General features: G+C 72.5%; 20 protein-coding genes. 19 read left to right on the plus strand and 1 reads right to left on the minus strand.

The genetic code is table 11. The features are described from left to right. Window positions 1-187: 187 nt before the first annotated feature. Complete coding sequence (locus tag ACTIGN_RS05485) at window positions 188-1738, plus strand: hypothetical protein (RefSeq protein ID WP_439621799.1); 1551 nt, start codon at window positions 188-190, stop codon at window positions 1736-1738. Window positions 1739-1744: 6 nt separating this feature from the next. On the opposite strand, the gene ACTIGN_RS05490 is transcribed toward ACTIGN_RS05485, so the two are convergent. Beyond that, complete coding sequence (locus tag ACTIGN_RS05490; protein ID WP_439621800.1) at window positions 1745-6037, minus strand: PA14 domain-containing protein; 4293 nt, start codon at window positions 6035-6037, stop codon at window positions 1745-1747. Between the two features lie 1373 nt (window positions 6038-7410). Between ACTIGN_RS05490 and ACTIGN_RS05495 the strand changes: the two genes are divergently transcribed. The 18 genes from ACTIGN_RS05495 (at window position 7411) to ACTIGN_RS05580 (ending at window position 19620) form a co-directional block, all read left to right on the plus strand. Further along, the gene (locus tag ACTIGN_RS05495) at window positions 7411-8406 is read left to right on the plus strand and encodes a hypothetical protein (RefSeq protein ID WP_439621801.1); all 996 of its coding nucleotides are present in this window, start codon (window positions 7411-7413) and stop codon (window positions 8404-8406) included. Window positions 8407-8513: 107 nt separating this feature from the next. Next, window positions 8514-8696 (plus strand): hypothetical protein, encoded by a 183-nt coding sequence (locus ACTIGN_RS05500; RefSeq protein ID WP_439621802.1) that lies wholly within the window; start codon window positions 8514-8516, stop codon window positions 8694-8696. Further along, entirely contained in the window at window positions 8683-8952 is a 270-nt protein-coding gene (locus ACTIGN_RS05505) for a helix-turn-helix transcriptional regulator (RefSeq protein ID WP_439621803.1), read from the plus strand. Before ACTIGN_RS05500 ends, ACTIGN_RS05505 begins: the two co-directional genes overlap by 14 nt. 61 nt (window positions 8953-9013) lie before the next feature. Next, a complete protein-coding gene (locus tag ACTIGN_RS05510) occupies window positions 9014-9439 on the plus strand; it encodes a hypothetical protein (RefSeq protein WP_439621804.1) in 426 nt (141 codons plus the stop codon). After that, complete coding sequence (locus tag ACTIGN_RS05515) at window positions 9436-10956, plus strand: DUF3987 domain-containing protein (protein WP_439621805.1); 1521 nt, start codon at window positions 9436-9438, stop codon at window positions 10954-10956. The genes ACTIGN_RS05510 and ACTIGN_RS05515 overlap by 4 nt, the downstream gene beginning before the upstream one ends. A gap of 88 nt (window positions 10957-11044) precedes the next feature. After that, window positions 11045-11671 carry a hypothetical protein gene (locus ACTIGN_RS05520; RefSeq protein ID WP_439621806.1) on the plus strand — a complete coding sequence of 209 codons (627 nt, stop codon included), beginning with the start codon at window positions 11045-11047 and terminating at the stop codon, window positions 11669-11671. Window positions 11672-11748: 77 nt separating this feature from the next. Then, window positions 11749-12114, plus strand: a complete 366-nt coding sequence (locus ACTIGN_RS05525; RefSeq protein WP_439621807.1) for a hypothetical protein — start codon at window positions 11749-11751, stop codon at window positions 12112-12114. 57 nt (window positions 12115-12171) lie between these two features. Beyond that, window positions 12172-12399, plus strand: a complete 228-nt coding sequence (locus ACTIGN_RS05530) for a hypothetical protein (protein ID WP_439621808.1) — start codon at window positions 12172-12174, stop codon at window positions 12397-12399. Between the two features lie 65 nt (window positions 12400-12464). Further along, window positions 12465-13004 carry a hypothetical protein gene (locus ACTIGN_RS05535; RefSeq protein WP_439621809.1) on the plus strand — a complete coding sequence of 180 codons (540 nt, stop codon included), beginning with the start codon at window positions 12465-12467 and terminating at the stop codon, window positions 13002-13004. Between the two features lie 34 nt (window positions 13005-13038). After that, window positions 13039-13407, plus strand: a complete 369-nt coding sequence (locus ACTIGN_RS05540) for a hypothetical protein (protein WP_439621810.1) — start codon at window positions 13039-13041, stop codon at window positions 13405-13407. Next, the gene (locus ACTIGN_RS05545) at window positions 13404-14216 is read left to right on the plus strand and encodes a terminase large subunit domain-containing protein (RefSeq protein WP_439621811.1); all 813 of its coding nucleotides are present in this window, start codon (window positions 13404-13406) and stop codon (window positions 14214-14216) included. The genes ACTIGN_RS05540 and ACTIGN_RS05545 overlap by 4 nt, the downstream gene beginning before the upstream one ends. A gap of 2 nt (window positions 14217-14218) precedes the next feature. Continuing rightward, window positions 14219-14848, plus strand: a complete 630-nt coding sequence (locus ACTIGN_RS05550) for a hypothetical protein (protein WP_439621812.1) — start codon at window positions 14219-14221, stop codon at window positions 14846-14848. A 38-nt stretch (window positions 14849-14886) separates the two neighbouring features. After that, on the plus strand, window positions 14887-15933 hold the full coding sequence (locus ACTIGN_RS05555; protein WP_439621813.1) for a hypothetical protein: 1047 nt from the start codon (window positions 14887-14889) through the stop codon (window positions 15931-15933). Window positions 15934-15981: 48 nt separating this feature from the next. Next, the gene (locus tag ACTIGN_RS05560) at window positions 15982-17217 is read left to right on the plus strand and encodes a hypothetical protein (RefSeq protein ID WP_439621814.1); all 1236 of its coding nucleotides are present in this window, start codon (window positions 15982-15984) and stop codon (window positions 17215-17217) included. Window positions 17218-17257: 40 nt separating this feature from the next. Then, window positions 17258-17548, plus strand: coding sequence for a hypothetical protein (locus ACTIGN_RS05565; protein ID WP_439621815.1), 291 nt, complete (start codon window positions 17258-17260; stop codon window positions 17546-17548). 59 nt (window positions 17549-17607) lie between these two features. Then, entirely contained in the window at window positions 17608-18480 is an 873-nt protein-coding gene (locus ACTIGN_RS05570; RefSeq protein WP_439621816.1) for a hypothetical protein, read from the plus strand. A gap of 84 nt (window positions 18481-18564) precedes the next feature. Further along, window positions 18565-18780: a hypothetical protein gene (locus ACTIGN_RS05575; protein ID WP_439621817.1), complete on the plus strand. Its 216-nt coding sequence runs from the start codon at window positions 18565-18567 to the stop codon at window positions 18778-18780. A gap of 162 nt (window positions 18781-18942) precedes the next feature. Beyond that, window positions 18943-19620, plus strand: a complete 678-nt coding sequence (locus tag ACTIGN_RS05580) for a response regulator (RefSeq protein WP_439621818.1) — start codon at window positions 18943-18945, stop codon at window positions 19618-19620. Window positions 19621-20271 lie beyond the last annotated feature (651 nt).

Raw genomic sequence — 20271 nt, forward strand, 5'->3', positions numbered from 1 at the left:
AGCGCCGAGCGAGGGTTGAGCGCGAACCCTCGCTCGGCGCTCGGGCTCGGACCACAACCGTTACTTCACTCTTCGTCGCGCCTCTGCCGGACCGGGAGCGAATGCCGCGCGGCCCGGGACTTGCACCACACGCGCCCCGCGGCGGTACGTGGGTGCCGGGTTCCCTGGTCTGGCGCGAAGGTGTCCGATGTCAGCTCCGAGCCGACTCGTTGGGTTGCTGGTTCTTGCGGCGGGGGTGGCCGGGTGTTCCGCGGGCGGCCCGGGCGCACCCGGCGACCCGTCCCCCGCAAAGGGGTCCGGTGCGCGGCCGAAGGCGGCCGGTCCGCTGCGCGTCGGGCTGAACCTCGCCGCGGTGCAGGACTGGTCCCGCGAGTGGGCGTTCGTGGACGCCTTCAAGGGCGCCCGGGCCTGGAGCGCCGAGGGCGGCGGTGACCTCGCGTTCGACAAGACCGGCAACCCGCTGCCGAAGCCCGGAAAGCCCGCGTGGACGCTCGTCCTCCGCGAACTCGAAGGGCACTACCCGGCCGGCAGGTACGTCGCGACCTGGAAGGGGACCGGGGAGGTCGACGTGAGCCGGTACGACGTGACGCAGGTCGTCGCGAAGGCGAAGAACCGCACGGTGTTCGACGTCAAGCCGGGGCAGGAGGGGCTCCAGATCGACCTGCTCGCGAGCAAGGCCGCCGACCCGGTCCGCGACTTCCGCGTCTGGATGCCGGGGTTCGAGAACGCCAAGTCCCCGTTCCACCCGCTGTTCCTCGAGCGGCTCAAGCCGGCCAAGGTCGTGCGGTTCATGGACTGGCAGCGGACCAACAACAGCACCCTGAGCAAGTGGGCCGACCGCCCGAAGCCCGACGACGCGACGTACGCGACCGAGCGCGGCGTCCCGGTCGAGGTGATGGTCGCCCTCGCGAACACCGCGAAGGTGGACCCGTGGTTCTGCGTCCCCCACCTGGCCGACGACGACTTCGTGCGCCAGTTCGCGAAGCTCGTGAAGGCGAAACTCGACCCGGACCGCACCGCGTACGTCGAGTACAGCAACGAGGTGTGGAACTGGATGTTCGACCAGACCAAGTGGGCCCAGGAGCAGGGGAAGGCGCGGAAGCTCGGCGAGCCGGAGCAGACCCGGTTCTACGCCGAGCGGTCGGTCGAGGTCATGAAGATCTGGGAGGAGGAGTTCGGCCGCGAGCGGCTCGTCCGCGTGCTCGCGTCGCAGAACGACGTGCCGTGGCTCAGCGAGCAGATGCTGACGTGGAAGAAGGCCCACGAGCACGCCGACGCCCTGTCGGTCGCGCCGTACTTCGGGAACGAGACCGGCGACCCCAAGGCCGCCGCGGCGACCCTGAAGCTGACCCCGGCGCAGCTCCTCGACGGACTGGAAAAGGAGATCGACGGGCCGAACCGCGACGCGGTCCGCCAGCAGGCCGAACTCGCCGGGAAGTTCGGCCTGCGGCTGATCGCCTACGAGGGCGGGCAGCACCTCGTGGGCCACAGCGGGGCCGAGAACAACGAGGAGCTGGCCAAGTTGTTCCAAACCGCGAACCGCGACCCCCGCATGTACGGCCTGTACCGCAAGCACCTGAAGCACTGGGCCGACGCCGGGGGCGACCTCTACGTCTTCTACAACTACGCCATGGCCCCGTCGAAGTGGGGCTCGTGGGGGCTGCTGGAGTACCAGGACCAGCCGACCGCCCGGGCGCACAAGTACCGGGCGTTCGTGGACGCGGGGGCCGGCCGGTAGCGGGGGTCACGCCACCGGGGCGTAGGTCCAGCTCAGGACGTCGAGCACGCCCGCCCCGGTCCCGGTGCCGCCGGTGAACCCGATGAAGGCGGTCGGCCCACCGACGATCGCCGCGACGTTCACCTTCACGGCGAGCGCCGCGGCCTTGCCCGTGACCGTGTCGCGGAGCGTGACGGTGAGCGTGGTCCCGTCGTACGTCATCTGCGACCGGAACACGTTGCCGCTGCGGAGGTCGATCCCCGCGGTCCTCAGGCTCACCTGGCCGAGCGTCTTGCCGTTGGCGTTCACGGTGATGCGGGCGTTGACCGCGTCGAACCGGACGGCCACGCCCGGCGAGATGCCGGCGAACCCGAGCCCGGCCGCGGTGCCCAGGGCCGCCGCGCCTTGCCCCTGCATCGCGTACGTGAACCCGTTGCTCCCCGCCCCGCTGAGCTGGAACCGGAACGAGTTGTCGAACTTGGCGGCGCGGACCTTTTCCACTGAGAAGGCACTGCCCGCCTGGTTGCGGCCGTTCGCCAGCCGCAGCGACGTGCCGGCCAGCGCGGCCGCGCCGTTGCGGCGGAGCCCCGTCAGTCCGAGGCCGGCGCCGGCCTGCCCGACGGTGACGGTCACCTGTGCCGAGCCGGACCGCCCGCTTGCGTCGTCGACGCGGACGTTGAGGACGTAGGTCCCGGGGGCGGAGAACGTCGCGGTCGTGCTCTTCCCCGCGTTCGACCCGGAGTCCGTGAAGCCCACGGCGCCCGGACCCGAGACGGCCCACCAGGTGTAGGTCAGCCCGGCCTCGCCGCCGTCGTCGGTGGCGGCGGCGGTGATGACGGCGGTCAGCCCGGCGACCGACGCCGGGGCCGTGAGCGCCACCACGGGGGTCTGGCCCGACGGGGCGGGGACGGTCACCGGCGGAGAGACGGGGGCCGAAACCGGCGGCACCGTCGGGGGAACGACCGGCGGCGGCGAGACCGGCGGGGCCACGACGCCCCCGACGGTGACGGTCACCTGTGCCGAGCCGGACCGCCCGCTTGCGTCGTCGACGCGGACGTTGAGGACGTAGGTCCCGGGGGCGGAGAACGTCGCGGTCGTGCTCTTCCCCGCGTTCGACCCGGAGTCCGTGAAGCCCACGGCGCCCGGACCCGAGACGGCCCACCAGGTGTAGGTCAGCCCGGCCTCGCCGCCGTCGTCGGTGGCGGCGGCGGTGATGACGGCGGTCAGCCCGGCGACCGACGCCGGGGCCGTGAGCGCCACCACGGGGGTCTGGCCCGACGGGGGCGGCGCGGTCACCGGGGGCGAGACCGGGGGCACCGTCGGGGGGACGACCGGCGGCGAGACCGGCGGCGACACCGGCGGGGCCACGACGCCCCCGGCCGCGCCATCAAACTTCAGCGAGTACAGCGTGTACCCCTCGCTGACGATGCGGACGCGGACGACGTTCAGCCCGGCGTCGAGGCGGACGGTGACCGCGGTCGAGTCGGCGAAGTCGTTCGGCGACCACAGGGCGTCGTAGTTCGGCCCGGTGACCGGCAGCGAGAGCGTGCCCGCGTCGGCGCCGTTGACGGAGAGCTGAACCTGGCCGCCCGCCTGGGCGGCGGCGTACCGGACCCGCAGGGAGTACGTGCCGGCCTGCGGCACGCGGACCAGGTACTCGCGGGTGTCGCCGTTGTGCAGGTACCGCGGGTAGGCGTCGGCCGTGGCCCCGGGCCCGACCGCGTTCTTCGCCAGCACCTCGCCGCTCACCGGGGTGCCGACGGTCTCGGCCGCCTCCGGGGCCGCGATCACCTGCTGCACCCCGGCGTACTTCGGGGCCGCCAGGTTGGTGATGTCGTTCGTCAGGCCCCAGGTGCCGTACTGGGTGTCGTAGTTCGTCGGGCCGGCCATGTACCAGGTGAACAGGTCGCCGCCGCGGGCGTACCAGTCGTTCATGTACTGGACGGTGATGTCCTTCATCCGCGGGTCGAGCGACGCGGCCTTCTTCGCGGCGACGTTGTTCCCGCCGAACGTGTCCGGCCCGCCCTCGTAGGCGAGGTTCGCCAGGCCGTAGTACGTCGCCAGCGCGGCCGTTTCGTCGAGGGCCGCGGCGTTCGCGGCGACCGAGGTCGCGAGCCCGGCCAGGACCTGGTCGACCGTCAGGTTCGTCTGGGTGTGGTCGGCGTCCCCGACCGCGAAGTACGGCGCGCCGGCGGTGCCGTAGAGGAACCGGGTCGGGTCGCCGTAGGTGCGGTCCAGGTAGTCGAGCTGGGTGCGGAGGATGTACGGGACCGCGACCTGCGTTGCAAGCACCGGGCGGACCCGCGTGTCGATCGCGTCCTGGCCCCAGACCGACGCGAACGTGTTGCTGATCTCCACGATCCGCCGGGCGGTCCGCCGGAACGCCCAGTCCCACTGGTTGGCCGCCGCCGTCTCGCCCGGGTAGGCGAGGTTCGAGCCGCCCCGCTGCACCTCGGCCATGGCCGCCTGGAGGTTCACGTTGGTCTGGGAGAACATGCCGTTCCACACCTCGTTCGAGAACTCCACGTACACGGCGCGGTCCGGGCTCAGTTGGGCCTTGAACAGCGCGGCCAACTGGCGGACGTAGTCGTCGGTGGCCCCGACCGGGACGTTGATCCACACGTCCTTCCCGGTCGCGTTGGCCAGGGCGATGACGTACTCCCACGCCACGCCCTTGCTGCCGGCCTGCGTCGCGTCGGTCGGCTTGGTGCGGTCGGCCCAGTTCACCACCGCGTTGTTGTTCGTCTGGGTGAAGTCCATCGTCCGCAGCGTCGTGAACGGCTGGACCGTCTTCAGGAACTCGTTCGTGTAGACCTGCGTGGTGTTCGGGTCGTACCCGGGGCGGATCACCCGGACGTCCCGGACCCCCGCGCCCACGTTGCGGAAGGTGAGCCCGGTGTACCAGCCGGTCTCCGCGTCGCTCCGCTGCACGGTGACGTCGGCCGTCGTCCGGTTGGTGGCCGCGTTGTACGCGACGTTCGTCACGGTGCCGCCGCCGTTCCACATGGACACGTCGGCCCGGCCGGTGAACGACAGCTTGTAGACGCCGTTGTACACCTTGGCCGTGTTCGTGAACCCGGACTGGAGGATCGTGTAGAAGTCCTCGGTCGGCCACCCGTTGGCGTCGCCGCGGGCCGGCTGGTTGGTGGCGAGCGAGGTGAACCCGCGGGCCTGCTTGACCACGTCCACGAACGCGTTGGCCAGCGACCAGTCGGTGAGGAAGTCGATGTTCGCGCCCACGGGGACGGTCGAGGCCGCGGTCACGCTGCTGAACGCGGCGGCCGCGACGCCCGAGGCCGATCCGGCGACCAGGCCGCCGAGCGCCTCGCGGGGCAGGGCGACCCCCGCGGTGCCGACCAGCCGCCAGCTCCCGTCGGCCCCCGTGTCCGAGACGTAGCCCGAGACCAGGTTCCCGTTGCGGACGAGCTTCACCCACGGCTGGGCGCCCGCCGGCACCGCGGCGCTCGCAGTCGCCGCCGCGCCGGTCGCGGTGCGGGCGGTGAACACCGCACCCTGGCCCGGGACGATCGTGACGGCGGCGAACGCCTCCGACGCCCCGGTGCCGGCCCGGAGCATGACGCCGCCGGTGCCGCCGCTGAGCGCGTCGAGGCGGGCGACGACGTTCCCGTCCTTGGTGACCGACTGGTAGGCGAAGTGGGCCGCGTCGGCCGTGCCGCCGAGCGAGCCCGCCCCGCGGACGGTGTACGAGCCGTTGGCGGCCGCGAGCGACCCGGCCGCGGCGGGGCTGCCGATGTCGGTGTCGAGCCACCCCTTGGTGGCGTAGAGCTGCGTGGCCGGGACCACCTGCTTCACGGTCGAGGGGCTCGCCCAGGCGAGCTGCACGTTCGCGGTGCCGGTTCGGTCCACGTACTCGAGCTTCAGGTCGTACGCCTGGCCCGCCGTCAGGGCCGCGGTGCCCGACCAGGTCCCGGCGGTGGTCGATGCGGCGGAGTCGATGACCAGCTTCCCGCCCACCCACAGCCGCACGCCCTCGTCGGCCGCGACGGTGAACGCGTACGTCTCGCTGGCCTGCGCCTGCACCTGCCCGGTCCAGCGGGCCGAGAAGCCGTCGGCCGGGAGCCCGGCGACCGGAGCGGCGGTCCCCCAGTTGAAGTCGACGGTCGGGTTCGCCCGCGTGGCCGCGAGGGTAGTGAAGTTCGCGTCGCTGTAGTAGTTCGCGACGAGCCCGGTTCCCGTTCCGACGAACGCGGGGACTTCCCGGCACTCCAGTTGCTCACAACCCAGAGTACGAGCGGACTTGCGGATGGGCCGAACGGGCTGGAAGAGACTCGCGATCCAGCGGGAAAGGGAACCGGCCATTGAGAATACTCCGCGAAGCGGTTTCCGATAAGTGCGCACGGCGGACGTCCCCGCCACCAGCGTGTGGAGCCGTGCGAAACACATGAGTTGGGCGAGGCGCGCGGAACCCGATCCGAGTCTGGGCGCAGGGCACCCTGAACGGTTACGGCTCCGCGTGCAGCGGGCGAACGAGGGTCGAGCTGGGGCGGGCGATCGGACCGAGTTCGGTCAGAAGCCCCGCCAGTTACGGGCGACGGGATTGAACTGAATCAACGAGGGATTCCGTAGCACACAAATCAAGTGACGTGCAACCTGAATCCGAGCGGCCTGACTATTGATGTGCAGGGATAGCAGCAGTTTTCAGGGCTTTTTGCTCGGTCCCGAGAGCGGAATACACCTTCAAAATCGATTATGACGGTGAGCGATCCACAGGTGTCCGGCATGAAGTGCTCGGACTGAATTATTGCTTGAGATTAATGATGAGTTCTGGGGCGAATTGCCCGACGTGAAATTCGATCAGGGCTCTTGGCTGGCAGGTGAAATGTTCTGCACGGCAGTATCCTGCCTGCGACGGGGAATCAGCCTGCGCAACTCCTTGGTAATCTCCCCATCCCAACCCTTCAGTTGATCCGCGCTCGAAAAAACGTGATGTGCTGACGGGGGACGTGAACGAGCCCAGCTGCGAGTGCGCGTTCACCTTCGAGACGAAGTGGGTTCCCCACGGCGGCGGGGTCACGGGTAGCGGTGCGGCGCTGCCGACGATCCGCGGGCACTTCCTTCCGAATTGCATGGCGAGCAGACGGAGCGCCCGCGTTCCGGTCGGTCAGGCGGGTCGGGCACGCGGCCAAGGTGGGTGAACGAGCCGGCGATTCGCGACGCCTCGGTCGCGGTGAAGTGGAAGGCAAGTACCCTCGGCGCGATTTGAACGCGCGACCCCCGGTTTAGGAAACCGGTGCCCATTGAAATGGAAGGCTACCATTTCCGGATGATGAATGATCGGAAGCATCTCGGTTACAGACCGGGTTACACCTCCCTCCCTTTTGCTTGCCCACGCGGTTAATGGGTGATGCCCTGGTACGCACGTGTTGGCTGTCCCGTGGGTTCTGGCCTTCCCTCTCCCCTGCCCGACAGTTGACACAACTGACGGAACCTCAAAACACCCTTGTTTTCAAACCAATTCCCGGGGTGCCCCGGGGTTGTGTCGGGGGTTCTGTCGAGCGGGCCACGCGCCCGAAGTGTACGGCCCCCACTTCGACCGATGTCCACCCCTGACTTTTGTCGAAGAGGAAGAATCGGGCACCCCGGGCTGATCCCCCGGGTGGCCGCGGGCGGGCACGCCGGCTCTCATCCTCAGCCGGCGGAACCCCCGCGGTCGGCCCGAAGGGGATGACATCATGTCGCTAACCGGTGACCTGGCCGGCATCACGTTCGTCATGTCCGAGAGTGTGGACCGCGAGTCGCTCGCGAAGGAAGTCGACCACGAGACCCGGCGGCGGCGGCGCGTGTACGACGCCATCGACGGCCTGCGTGAGGGGAAGCCCGCCGGCGGCCCGCGCGGCCTCCGTCAGCTCCGGTACGAGCGGCTGTACGCGGGGGAGGGGGTGCCCGACCTCGCCGCCCTCGGCGAACTCGCCGAGCGGCTCCTCGCCGCCGGGGCGGCCGTCAGGAGCCAGGGGTACGCGCCCGACGGGGTCGGGTGCTCGCCCGGAGAGCCGCCCCACGTGCGGGTCGCCGTGGATCTCCTGAACCTCGCGATCGGCCGCCGCGAAGCCGAACTCCGCGCTGTTCTGGCGGACCGTCGGCTCATCGGGAGCGGGCGGTTCGCCTCCGCGCTGGCCTACTTGCAGTCAGGGGCGTGCTGGGAGTCCGTGTTCGCCGGCGAACCACTCAGCGACGCGGCCGCCCGCCGGCCCGTCTGGCGGCCGGCCCCGGGGCCGGCAGTCGCCGGCCCGCCCCCCGAGACGGTGCACGTCTTGCCACCGGGTGGCGGCGACGCCGAGGGCCCACCTGTGGTCGCACCGCCGGTGCCAGATGAGATCGAGAAGGATGGCTGCCCCGTGCACGTGCGAGCGTATCCCGACGGGCGATTGGAGGGATGGGTCGAGGGCGAGAACGGCCCGGTCGCGCTTGACGCGAACCGAACCGAACTCCGGTGCCTGGCCGCGCTGATCGCAGCCTTCCCGGGCGGGCTGACGGTCGACGACATGGCGAGTGATCAGAGCCCCGTGAGGGACATCATGGACCCTCGAAAGTGCGTCACCGATGTCCTACGGAGGTCGAGCAACAGGGCCCTCCAGCAAGTCGTGCGAACGCCAGGCGTCGCAAGGCGAGGGAGGGCCGGTGAACGCAACCTCGGTCAGTACATGATCATCCGCCGATCCGACGCCTAACCGGCCATTTCCCCCGAGTTCGCCTCCCATCCTCGGATATCCGTCCTGCTTTCCCCGCCTGCGTGGGCGATCATTCCCCCGGAGTCACTGACCCGGGGGAACACGAAATGGTCGCAACTTCCACCTCGGCGGCCGCACTGCCGCCGCCCGACAAGCTCCGCGACGAGTTGGCCGCTCTCTACCGCACCGTTCGGATCACGCGGTCGCTGCTCCGGCTCTCGGAGCGCGTCCACGGCCGTCCGACCCCGAAGCCCACCACGACGGCGGAGGTGTCCGGTGCCCACCGCTGAACTCGCCCCTGCCGCCATCGCGCTCGACGCCGGCACCATCGCGGCCATCGCCGAAGCGGTCGCCGCCCGGACGGTCCTGCCGCTGCTCGTCCCGCAGGCGAGGGCGTGGAACTTCCTCGGCCTGAGCCGCAGTGCGTTCTACCGGCTCAAGGGAACGGCGGGGTTCCCCCGGGAGGTCAGCGTCCCGGGGGCCGGCCCGTGCTTCCGCCGCAGCGACTTGGAGAAGTGGGCCGCCGGGCTGAAGGGCTGCCGCTAAACGCGAGCACCCCGGCTGCTACCCGGGGCGCTGCGTGCACTCGAACACAGAGGCGTACTCGATGAGCACCAAGCTTACCACGACCGGCGGCGACCCGCAACACGGCCCCCACACGCCTGACTTCCACACGGTGATCGCGGGCATGGGCGAGCCACTCGCCTCCTACGCCACGGCCCTGCTCGCGTACAGCGACGCGGATCGGCGAACCCACGCGGCCCAGGTGGCGCGCGACGCCAACGCCGAGTGCGACGCGACCCTGGATCGTGAGCGGCACCTCGCCGAGGTGCGGCGGATCAAGGAGAACCACGCGACCGCGACCTTGATGGGGTTGCGGTGGGCAGCCGAACTGTACCCGGCCTGCGTGCAGGAAGCCCTCGACCCGACCTTCCGGAGGGAACTGGACAACACGCAGACCGCCCTCGTCGAACTCGAGCAGATCATCCACGCCGGCACCTTCGCGGCCGGGCGGCCGGAGGTGGTCGCGTGACAACCCTCGACGAGAAGCGGCGGCTCGTCCGGCTCGCGGCCGTCCCCGCCCGGAACGGCACGCACGCCGACGCCCCGAAGCCCCCGCCCCCGGCGGCCGCGGTGCCCGAGTACCGGCCGTTCCCGGTGGAGGTGCTCCCGACCGTGCTGCGCGCGTTCGTCACGGAGGCGGCGGCCGCCGTCGGCTGCGACCCGGTGTACGCGGCGCTCCCGGCCCTCGTGGTGACCGGCGCGGCCGCCGGGGCCGCGGTCGTTGTGTCCCCGAAGCGCCGGTACCGCGAGCCCCCGGCGATCTGGGGGGCCGTGATCGGGGACTCCGGCACCGGCAAGTCGCCCGGCATGGCCCCCGCGGTCGACGCGGTGTTCGGGATCGACCGCGGGCTGAAGAAGGCACACGCCGAGGCCCTCACCCGGTACGAGGCGGACCTCAAGGCCTGGGAGGCCGACCGGGACGCGGGGGACCGGCCGGCGAAGCCGGGCCGCGAGTACCTCGTCGCGGTCGACACCACGATCGAGAGGTTGGCCGAGATGCTCGGGGACAGCCCGCGCGGGCTCGTGCTGGTGCGGGACGAGTTGGCCGGGTGGTTCAGCTCGTTCGTTCGGTACAAGTCCGGCCGCGGGGCGACGGATTTGCCGAATTGGCTGAGCATGTTCGACGCGGGCGCGATCCGGGTGAACCGGCGGACCGGGGAGCCGCGGGACGTCGAGACCGACCGGAGCTTCGTCGCGGTCCTCGGCGGGGTCCAGCCCGACGTGCTCCGCGAGATCCTCTCCGACAGCGGGTTCACCTCCAGCGGCCTCGCGGCCCGCCTCCTGTTCGCCGCCCCGCCGAAGGCGTGCCCCAAGTGGACCGACGACGAGTTGAACGAGCGGACCGAAGAGGCGTTCGGCCGGACCCTCACGCGGCTCCGGGGGATCCCGTTCTCGGCCGCCACCGGGCCGGCAGTCGTTCACCTCGATTCTGCGGCGCTCAATCGCTTCAAGCGGCTCAACGACGAGTTCGCCGAGCGGGCCGAGGGGATCGACGGCGGGCCGCTCGCCGCCGCCCTCCCCAAGGCCGTCCGGTACGCACTGCGGCTGGCCCTCGTCCACCACTTGGCCCGCCGGGCCCCGACGGAGCCGGATCCGCACGCCGGGCCGCTCCTGGACGTGTCGATGGCCGCGGGCGAGGAGTTGGCCCGGTGGTTCGTCCACGAGGCCGAGCGGGTGTACCAGATGCTCGCGGAGTCGGCGGCCGACCGGGCGAGCCGGTCCCTCGCCGAGTTGGTGCGGCGCAAGGGCGGCCGGCTGACACCGAGGGACCTCCAGCGGACCAACCCGGGCAAGTACCGGTCCGCCGAACTCGCTGAACTGGCCCTCGACGCCCTGGTGTCGGCGGGCGCGGGCGAGTGGGTCGTCGGCCCGTCGGGGCCGAAGGGCGGCCGCCCGGCCCGCACGTTCGTCGCGCGGGTGCCGCAGGAGGACAACGGCGACGACGACCGGGAGCGGTCGGCGATCGCCGAACTCGGTGGCGGGTGACCGGAACAAGCGCCCGCCCGTCGCGAGTACGTAGTTCGCGGAGCCGCCGCCCGGCGGGCCGCATGACCTCTCACTGAAGGAGACCGAGATGAACGAGTCCAACGAGTTGACCGACTTCCAGTTGCTGACCCTGCGTGAGATGACCGCGGAGCACTTCCGCTCGACCCTGGACGCGCCCAGCGACAGGGAGTTCCGCAGCCGGTACGTGGCGGGCCTGGTGGCGCTGACGAAGTACGTCGGGGACGAGGGCATCGCCGGGGCGGTCCTCCGCCTGGAGGACCGGACGGGACTCGGGCTCGCCTACGACGCGGCCGTGCTCCTGGACCGGGCCGACGAGGTCGCGGCCCGGGGCGGGACGGGCCGCCAGGTGCTCGCGGCCGCCGGGTGCCTGCCGCCGCCCCAGATCAGCGACACGCAGCAGCTGGAGCTGCAGTTGTTGTGCGCCGACGTCCGCGAGGCGTCCGCGGCGAGCAAGGGCCTCCACCAGACCCGGTTCGTCGCGGCGATGGCGGCGGTCGTGCGGTACTGCCGCGCCGAGAACATCACGCCGGCCCAGTTCAGCCAGGTGGACCGGCGCGAGTTTTCGGACGCGAGCCTCGCGGCCGGGCTGCTGGCCCACCCGGACAGCTTCACCAGCCCGGGGTGTCTGGGGTTCCGCGTGCTCACCGCGGCCGGCGTGCCGGTGCCGCCGCACGTCGAGGACGACGACGAGTAGACCGCGAGGACCCCCACGCCGGCGAGTAGTCCCGAGGACCCCCGCAAGGACGGCACGGCCCCGAACGAGAGCCTGGCGTGGCGAAGATGAAGTGCCCGCCGTTCAACCCGACGGCCGTGACGCTGCTGTTCAAGGCCACCGGCCGCGGGAGCCGGTGGTGGGTGATCGGGACCGCGGCGACGTACTTCGCGGCGATCGAACTGGGCGAGCGGGCCGCCCTCGGCCCGGGACGCTGGTGGCTTCGAACAGTTCACGACGAGGTACATGACGATGACCACGACGACCAGCGTGATGCGGATCGAGCACCGGACCGGCGGGGCGTGGGTGCCGGTGGCCGTGGTGTGCAGCGCGACCGCCGCCCGGCGGTTCCTGCGGCGGTGCCGGCGGCCGTGGGAGTGGCGGGCGCGACCGGCCCCGGCCTCTTCGACTACGTGAGCGAGTGACGAGTTCCTGTACCTGACCCGGCCGCCGATCGCGGCCCCAACCTGGAGATGACGCAGATGACGACGACCGACCTGAAGGCCGTGGTGACGCAGTGCGAGACGGTGGCCGCCGTGGCGCGGCTGGCGGAGACGATCCGGCCCGCGGAGAGCGCGACGATCCGCCGGCCCGCCAGCGACACGCTCGGGATGAGCCCGTACCGCGAGGTCGCGATCTCGTTTCCAACCGAGGTGGCCGCCCGCGAGTTCCTGACGGCCATCGAGGCCGCCGGGAAGAAGTTGTCGTGACCCCCGGCAGGTAACGACTTGGTCGTTACCTGACCCGCGCCCCTGACCCGCACCCCGAGGACCACATGCAGATCTTCGACGAGTTGCTCCAGCCGCCGGCACCGCCCCCGCTGCCGGAGCCCCCGCCCCCGGCGATGCCGTACAGCATCCAGCCTCGCGTGCACGGCTACGGTGTCTTCGCCCTGGAGCGGCCGACCAAGGTGCGGCCCGACGGGACGGCTACCACCCTGCCGACCGAGGACGAGGTGGCCGTGTACGCCGCGGTCGAGCACCTGGAGGGCCAACTCCGCGGAGCCGTGCCGCTCGACGCCGACCCGCCGGAGGTGCCGTACCTGGTGCGGCCACTCAAGGTCGGCATCCACGGCCGGGAGAGGCTCGAGAAGTTGTCCACGCGCGGTTTTAGTCAAGGCTTCATGAGCGGCGACGAGAGCAAGGTGTGGTCGTACGTCGAGGCGCTCCGCGTGCAAGTCGCCGCGATGAAGGCGAGCGCCCCGGCCGTCGCGCCGGAGGAGCCGACGCCCTCGGCCGAGCCGGTGGCGGCCGAGCCCCCCGCCGAGGAGCCGGCGACCGCGCGGCCGAAGCGGGCGGCGTCCCAGGGCCGGTAGTTCGGGTTGCACCGGTGAGCGGAGGTGAGTGGATATGAGCGGTCCGAACGAGCGTGACGCCAAACTGATCGCCGCGCTGCTGGCGTGCCCGACCCACGAGGAGGCGGCCGCCGCGGCGGGGACGAGCACGGCCACGCTCCGCCGTCGGCTCACTGACGCCTCGTTCAAGGCCGCGTACCGCACCGCCCGCCGCCAACTCGTCGAGGCCGCCATCGGCCGGCTCCAGAGCGCCGCCGGCCAGGCCGTCGACGCGCTCGTGCGGAACCTGGCGTGCGGGAAGCCGGGCGACGAGATCCGGGCCGCGGTCGCGATCCTCGAGCACGGGTACCGGGGCGCGGAACTCCTCGACCTGGCCGACCGCCTGGCGATGGTCGAGGACACCCTCAAGGGGACCGGGACGTGAGTGCGGCACTGGCGCGGCAACTGGAGCGGGTCGAGGCGCTGGCCGCCGCGCGGTCGACCGCGGCCGCGGACCGGCTCGCCGCGTACCGGGCCGACCCGGCCCGGCTGTTCGCCGACGGCATCGGCGAGCCCGACCCGTGGCAGGCCGAGTTCCTCCGGTCGACCGACCGGCTGAACCTGATCCTGTGCGCCCGCCAGGTGGGCAAGTCGAGCGTGGTGGCGACGCTCGCGCTGCACACCGCCCTGACGGTGCCGCACAGCACGGTCGTGATCGTGTGCCCGATCGAGGCCCAGGCGAACGAGATGCTCCGCAAGGTGGCGAGCGGGTACAACGCCGCGGGCCGCCCGGTCGCGGCGCGGCGGGAGGCGGTGACGACCCTCGAACTGGTCAACGGGTCGCGGGTGATCGCGCTGCCGGGCAAGGAGCGGAGCGTCCACAGCTACACCGCGACCCTCTTGATCATCGACGAGGCGGCCCGGGTCGGCGACGAGGTGTACCACGCCGCGAGCCCGCAGCTGTCCGCGAGCCAGGGCCGGCTCGTGGCGCTGTCGACCGCGTTCAGCAAGAGCGGTTGGTTCTTCAAGGAGTGGACCGAGGGGACCGGGTTCCGGCGGTGGAGCATCACCGCCCGGGAGTGCCCGCGGCACACGCCCGAGTTCCTGGACCGCGAGCGCCGCAGCATGGGCGACCGGTGGTTCGCGATGTCGTACCTGAACGAGTTCGGCGACGACGTCGCGGCCGTGTTCTCCACCGAGGACATCGCGGCCTCGCTCAACAACGACATCAAGCCCCTGTTCGGGAGGTCGTAGACGTGGCGTACACGCGGTTCATCGGCGGGCTCGACCTCGGCCAGGCGGCCGACTTCACGGCCCTAATCATCCTCGAGCAGACCGCGGCCCGGGAGGCCCCGCTCGGCCCGGACGTGGCGCACTACGCGGTCCGGCACGCCGAGCGGTTCGCACTCGGCACGCCGTACACGGCCATCGTCGCGGGACTGGCGGACCGGTTCCGGGAGCCGCCGCTGGCGATGTCCCCGCTCGTGGTCGACGCGACCGGGGTGGGGCGGCCGACGGTGGACATGCTCCGCGAGTCGGGGATCCGCGCGGCCGTGTCCCCGTGGTCGATCACCGCGGGCCGGACCGTCGGCGACGGCACGGTGCCGAAGCTCGACCTCGTGTCGGCGGTGCAGACCGCGCTCGGCACCCGGCGGCTGCGGATCGCGCCGGGGCTGCCCCTCGCGGCCACGCTCGCCAAGGAGCTGGAGAGCTTCCGGGTGAAGGTCACGGCGGACCGCAACGAGACGTTCAGCAGTTGGCGGGAGCGGGACCACGACGACCTGGTGCTCGCGCTCGCCCTGGCGGTGTGGTACGGGGAGCGGCTCGGCCCGCCCGTGCCGGCCCGGCCGCCCCACGTGATCCAGGTGCCCGCCCTCTGGCGGTAGACCCGACCGACACCCCGCACCCCACCCGAGGAGTTCCCATGGCCGAAGCGAAACTCGTCATCGCGATCGAAGAGAAGGACGCGGGCCGATCGGCTCCCGGCCCGGCGCTCCCGGCCGGTTCGGCGACGCCGCTGCCGACCCTCCCGCCGCTGCCCCTCCCGCCCGTCGGGATGGGCGGCGCTCCCGGGCGCGGGTACCCCGTGCTGCCGCCGATCGCTACCCCGCCGGTGCCCCCGGCCGGGGGCCTTCCGGCCCTATCGCCGACCCCGACCGCGGCCCCGGCAAAGGCCGCAGCGCCCGCCACGGCCGCCCCCGTGCCGGGCCGCGTCGGCACCACCCCGGCCACGTACGCGGCGCTGCCCCGGCTGCCCGACCCGATGCGGTTCACGGGGTTCGCCGGCGACGCGGGGGTCGGGCTCCAGCGGGCCGGCCGGGCGGCCGAGGGGCTGGCCGACAACTCGATCGGGCCGGCCCTCAAGGGGGCCGTCGACACCGCGGCAGCCGGGCTGTCGAAGCTCGGCCCGTACGGGGCCGCCGCGGCCGCCGGGCTGAAGGTGCTGGAGGCCGGCGTGTCGGCCGTCGGTGACACCATGAACGCGTTCGTGGCCCGCGGCCGGGAACTGGCGGGGTACAACTCCAGCCTCGCCGGGGCGACCGCGGGCGCCGACGTCCGGACCCTGATGGCCGACGTGCGGGAGGCGAACGACCTCGGGCCGCAATTGGCCCAGTTGATCGAGACCCAGAGCAAGATGGAGGCGTCGCTCCGCGAGCTGCTGCTGCCGATCAAGGAGTTCCTCATCGACGTCCTGAACGGCATGATGCGGACCCTACTGGAGATGGGCGTCGGCGTGCTCGAGGGGATCAACAAGCTGACGTTCGGTCAGCTCGAGTCGGTGGTCAAGCTCCTCGAGCGGATCCGCGCCATCCTCGACGACAAGTCCCCGGGCGGCGACATGCTCGCCGACCTGCTCAAGCAGGCCGACAAGTTCATCTCCCCCGAGTTGCCGGCCGGGGCGCGGGGCCGCCCGAACCCGGCCGCGTCCCCGGTCCTGGCCGTGCCGCTCGTCACCATGTGGCGGCCGTGACCCGTCCCGACCACACCCACACCCACCCCGCACCCGGAGGACGCACCAATGTCCGAGTCCAAGCTCACCATCCGCCTCGAGGCCGACCCGTCGGTCACCGACCCGGCACCCGTGGCGGCCCCGGCCGGACCCGCCCGGCCCGCGGCTCCGCCCGCACCCGCGACCCTCGCGGCCGCAGGGACCGCACCGTCGGGCCGCCCGGTCGGGTCGGCCCCCACCGCGGCCCCGGTCGCCGCACCGGTCGCGCCGGCGGCCCCGCCGCTCGCCCCCGCGGGCTCGGCCCCGCCCATGGCCCCGGCCGGCACGAGCGCCCGGGACGCGGCGCGCCAGAAGCGCGGCGTGGCGTGGCGGCAGAACAAGACCCGGCAGCGGCGGGTCAACCGGATCAAGGACCGGCGGGCGGAGGTGGCCGCGCAGCAGAAGCAGGCCGGGGCCGACGCGGCGTACGAGGCGGCGCGCAAGTCCGCCCCGCAGGTCGTCGCCAAGCAGCGCGAGCACGAGCAGGCCGTGAAGCGGGTCGGCGACGCGAGCCGCGCCCGGGTCGCCGGGGAGCAGCGGACCGCGGCCCGGGGCGCGGCGGTGGGCCGGTGGGCGGATCGCGCGGGATCTGCGGGCGCGTGGGCCGGACGGGCGGCATCGGGGGTCGCCGCGGGCAGCACCGCCCCGGCCATCGGCGGGGCGATCGAGGGGGCGGTCGCCGGGTTGAACCGGTTAGGGCCGTACGGGGCCGCCGCCGGCGTCGCGATGGCGACCGTGGCCAAGGTCGGCTCCGCGGCCGGCGACGCGCTCGACGCGCTGGCCAAGCGGGGGCGCGAGTTGGGGCAGTTCAACGGCCAGATCGCCGCGGCCTCGGCCAACGCCGACGTGCGGAGCCTCATGGCCCAGGTCCGCGAGGGGGGAGCCCTCGGGGGGCAGTACGCCGAGCTGATCGACCGGCAGTCGAAGATGGAGGACGCGCTGAGCGAGGGGCTGCTCCCCGTCAAGGAGTTCCTGCTGAACGTGGCCAACCGGGCGCTCGAGGCCGGGGTCCCGTTCATGGCCGACTGCCTCGAGGCCCTCAACGGGATCCTGGCCGGCGTGTCGTTCGGCATGGCCCGGAGCGAGTCCATCGACAAGGCGGTCGCGCGGATCCGGGCGACGATGGAGGACCGGGCCGCCCCGGCCGACGACCTGTTCACCGAGTGGCTCCGCACGGCCGAGACGTTCCACGCCCGGGGGGTCGAGAAGGTCCCCGCCCCGGGCAACATCGGGGTGCCGATCCTCGACCTGCGGCGGGAGCGGTGACCGCGGCCGCCCGGACCCATTCCCACCCCGGAGCACCACCATGAGCCACGCCCGCGAGCCCCGCCTGTACCGCCGCGTGTCCACCGACCTGTACGCGGTCTTCGACCCGGCCACCGGCACGTTCTCCACGCTTCCGGCCGCCCTGGTGCCGCCCCTGGTCCGGGCCGACCCCGCGCGGGTGCGGCTCAGCCTCGCGGCGGCCCGGCCGACCGGGGACGACCTCGAGGAGTTCGGGGACGACGACCCGGACGACGATGACGACGAGTTGACCGAGGAGGAGTGGTCGCAGATCAGCTACGACCCCGACACGGGCGAGTTCCGCCTGTTCTGACGCCGCGATCCGCGTGACCATCTCGGTCACGCAGGTCCACGCCCCCGGAGCGCCGTACCGTGACCGACACCACCGACGAGGCCGCCGCCCCGCAGTTCGACTACGCCGGCATGGCCGAGCCGGACCGGGTGTGGTTGCACCGGGCCGCCGCGGACCTGCGCGTCCGGCTGCGTCACAGCGTCCAGGAAGTTCTCGCCGCGGGTCAGGTGCTCGCCCGGGCGCGGAAGCGGTTGGGGCGGGGCCGGTGGGAGCCGTGGCTGTCGGCCGAGGCCCAGGTCCCCCGCCGCACCGCGTCCCGGCTCCTGGCCGTTCACAAGGTGTTCGGCGCGGCCGACCCGAACGTCCTGAAGCACGTCACCCCGACCGCGCTCTACGCACTGTCGGAGCCCGGGGTGCCGCAGTCCCTGCGCGAGTACGCGGTCGAGCAGGCCCGGGACGGGGCTGCCGTGACCGCCGGTGCCGTGCGCGTGTGGCTCGACGTGTACCGCGCCGACCCCGTCGCCCCGCTCAAGTTGGCGTCGAAGGACCCACCGCCTCCGCCCCTGCACGTCGACGCGGACAAGGTGCACGCGGCCGAGAACTGGCTCGCGCTCGCGGCCATCTTCGCCGAGGACGTCACGCTCCACGTCGCCCGGACGACCGACATTGAGAACGGGGACCGGGTCATCAGCGCCGCGGTCCTCGGGGCGGCCGGGACCCGCCGCACGGCCACGGGCTCGACCCTCGAGGCCGTGGTGCTCACCCTCGCGGGGGAGAAGCGGACCAAGGCGTGCCGCGGCCGGTGCCGAGCGGTGAAGGAGTTGCGGGAGTTCAGCAAGCGGGTCGATAGCCCGGACGGCCGGAACCACTACTGCCTGGCGTGCGAGCGGACCCGCGTGAAGGATTACGAGAAGCGGAAGGCCCAGCGTGCCGTGGCGGGCCGGGGGGGTTGAAGAACCTGCCCCGGGCCCTTGCGTTCCCAGCACGTCGCCGGTATCGTCGGCCCCGGCCGCGTGAAGAATCCCAGGGGATCCGCGATGAGCCCGGCCGGCTCGAAGAACACGTCGGCCGCCGAGCCCCTTAACCCGGCCCTGCAGCGGCTGTACGACGCGGCGAAGAAGCTGGCCGCGACCCGGGCGCGGCTCGAGATGTGGCAGAACGTGGCGTGGGTGCTCACCCCGACGATCACGGACCCGGTCACCGGCAAGACGGTCGTGCCGCGGCCGGACCCGCTCCCGCGGCACACCTCGTAGCCGGCGACGCGACGAGGTCGGTGTGGCGCTCTCCACCAGCCCACGCGGCACCACGCCCGCGTTCGTTGATGACTCGCGAGCAGCGGCCCGGTATACCCGCGATCGCCCCGCTCCCTTGTGGGTGCTTGGAGTTGTCGCCCCCGCGCACATCGAGAGGCGCCGATGAACGTGACCCGCGTCCTGTTGGCCGACGACCACCCCGTGGTGCGCGAGGGGCTCAAGGGCCTCCTGGCCGGCGAGCCGGACATGGCGGTCGTGGGCGCGGCCGAGGACGGCCCGACCGCGGTCGCCCTCGCGGGCCAGCTCGACCCGGACGTCGCCGTCGTGGACGTGTCGATGCCCGGGCTCAACGGCGCGCAGGTGGCGACCCGGCTGCGGGCCGAGCGGCCCGACCTGCGGGTGCTGGCCCTCACGGTCCACGAGGACGTCGGGTACCTGCGGCTGCTCCTCGGGGCGGGCGCGAGCGGGTACGTCCTGAAGCGGACCGCGGCGGCCGAACTGGTCCGCGCGGTCCGCGTCGTCGCCGGGGGCGGGAGGTACGTCGACCCGGCCATGGCCCACCTCCTGGTCGGCGGCCCGACGCGCTCGGCCGGTGAGACGGGGGCGGCCCTGAGCGAGCGCGAGGCCGAGGTGGTCCGGTTGATCGCCCTGGGGTACAGCAACAAGGAGATCGCGGCCCGCATCACCGTGTCCGTCAAGACCATCGAGACGTACAAGAGCCGGGCGATGGAGAAGCTCGAGTGCCGGGGCCGCGTGGACCTGGTCCGGTACGCCGCCGGGCGCGGGTGGCTGACCGCGGACCCCCCGGCCGGGGCCGAGCAGAGGACGGGCCCGGGATAAGGCCCGGGGTACCGAAAGGCAGAGGCCACTGCTGCCCCCGTCGCCTGCCGCCGAAGGCATCAGGTTCGAGGCGTCAGGGGTGCGGCGGAGTCCGGGCGCGGCCGGGGAGCAGGGACTACTCCCCGGCCTTCGGCGGCAAGGAAGCGCCGCCGGCCCGATCGACCGCCCTATGCCGGGAGAGGGGCCGCGGGTCAACCCGGATGCGTGGCAAGCCACACGGCCCGCGTCACGGCACCCCGCCCACCACCCCGCCGCGACCGCCGCGGCCGAGCCCCGATCTGGACAGCCTCTTGGGAGGGCGCCGGGGTCAATGCGGGCACGTCTCCTCTGACTGTTGTCCGGGGAATCCATGATCATCTCCGTCATGGTTGCCCACGCCTTCCGTCCGGTCCCGTCACGAACTTCTCGCTCACAACTGCCCGCGACCAGCGGACTCGTGCGGAGGCTTCTCGCCCACGCACGAGTCCGCTGGTGTCTCGTGTGGTGATCTCCCCCACACCAGCCCACGCCCGCGTTCGCTCACCACATGGGGTTCCGTCTGCTCGTCATCGACGGCCCCGGCAGGTCGAGCCCCCAGCTCCGGGCGACCCCCGCCGGTCAGTTGCTCTTGATCGCGGGTTGGGCGCGTGGCTTGGAATTCAGGATCTTGCA

Source organism: Gemmata sp., from assembly GCF_051859125.1.
GTDB lineage: Bacteria > Planctomycetota > Planctomycetia > Gemmatales > Gemmataceae > Gemmata.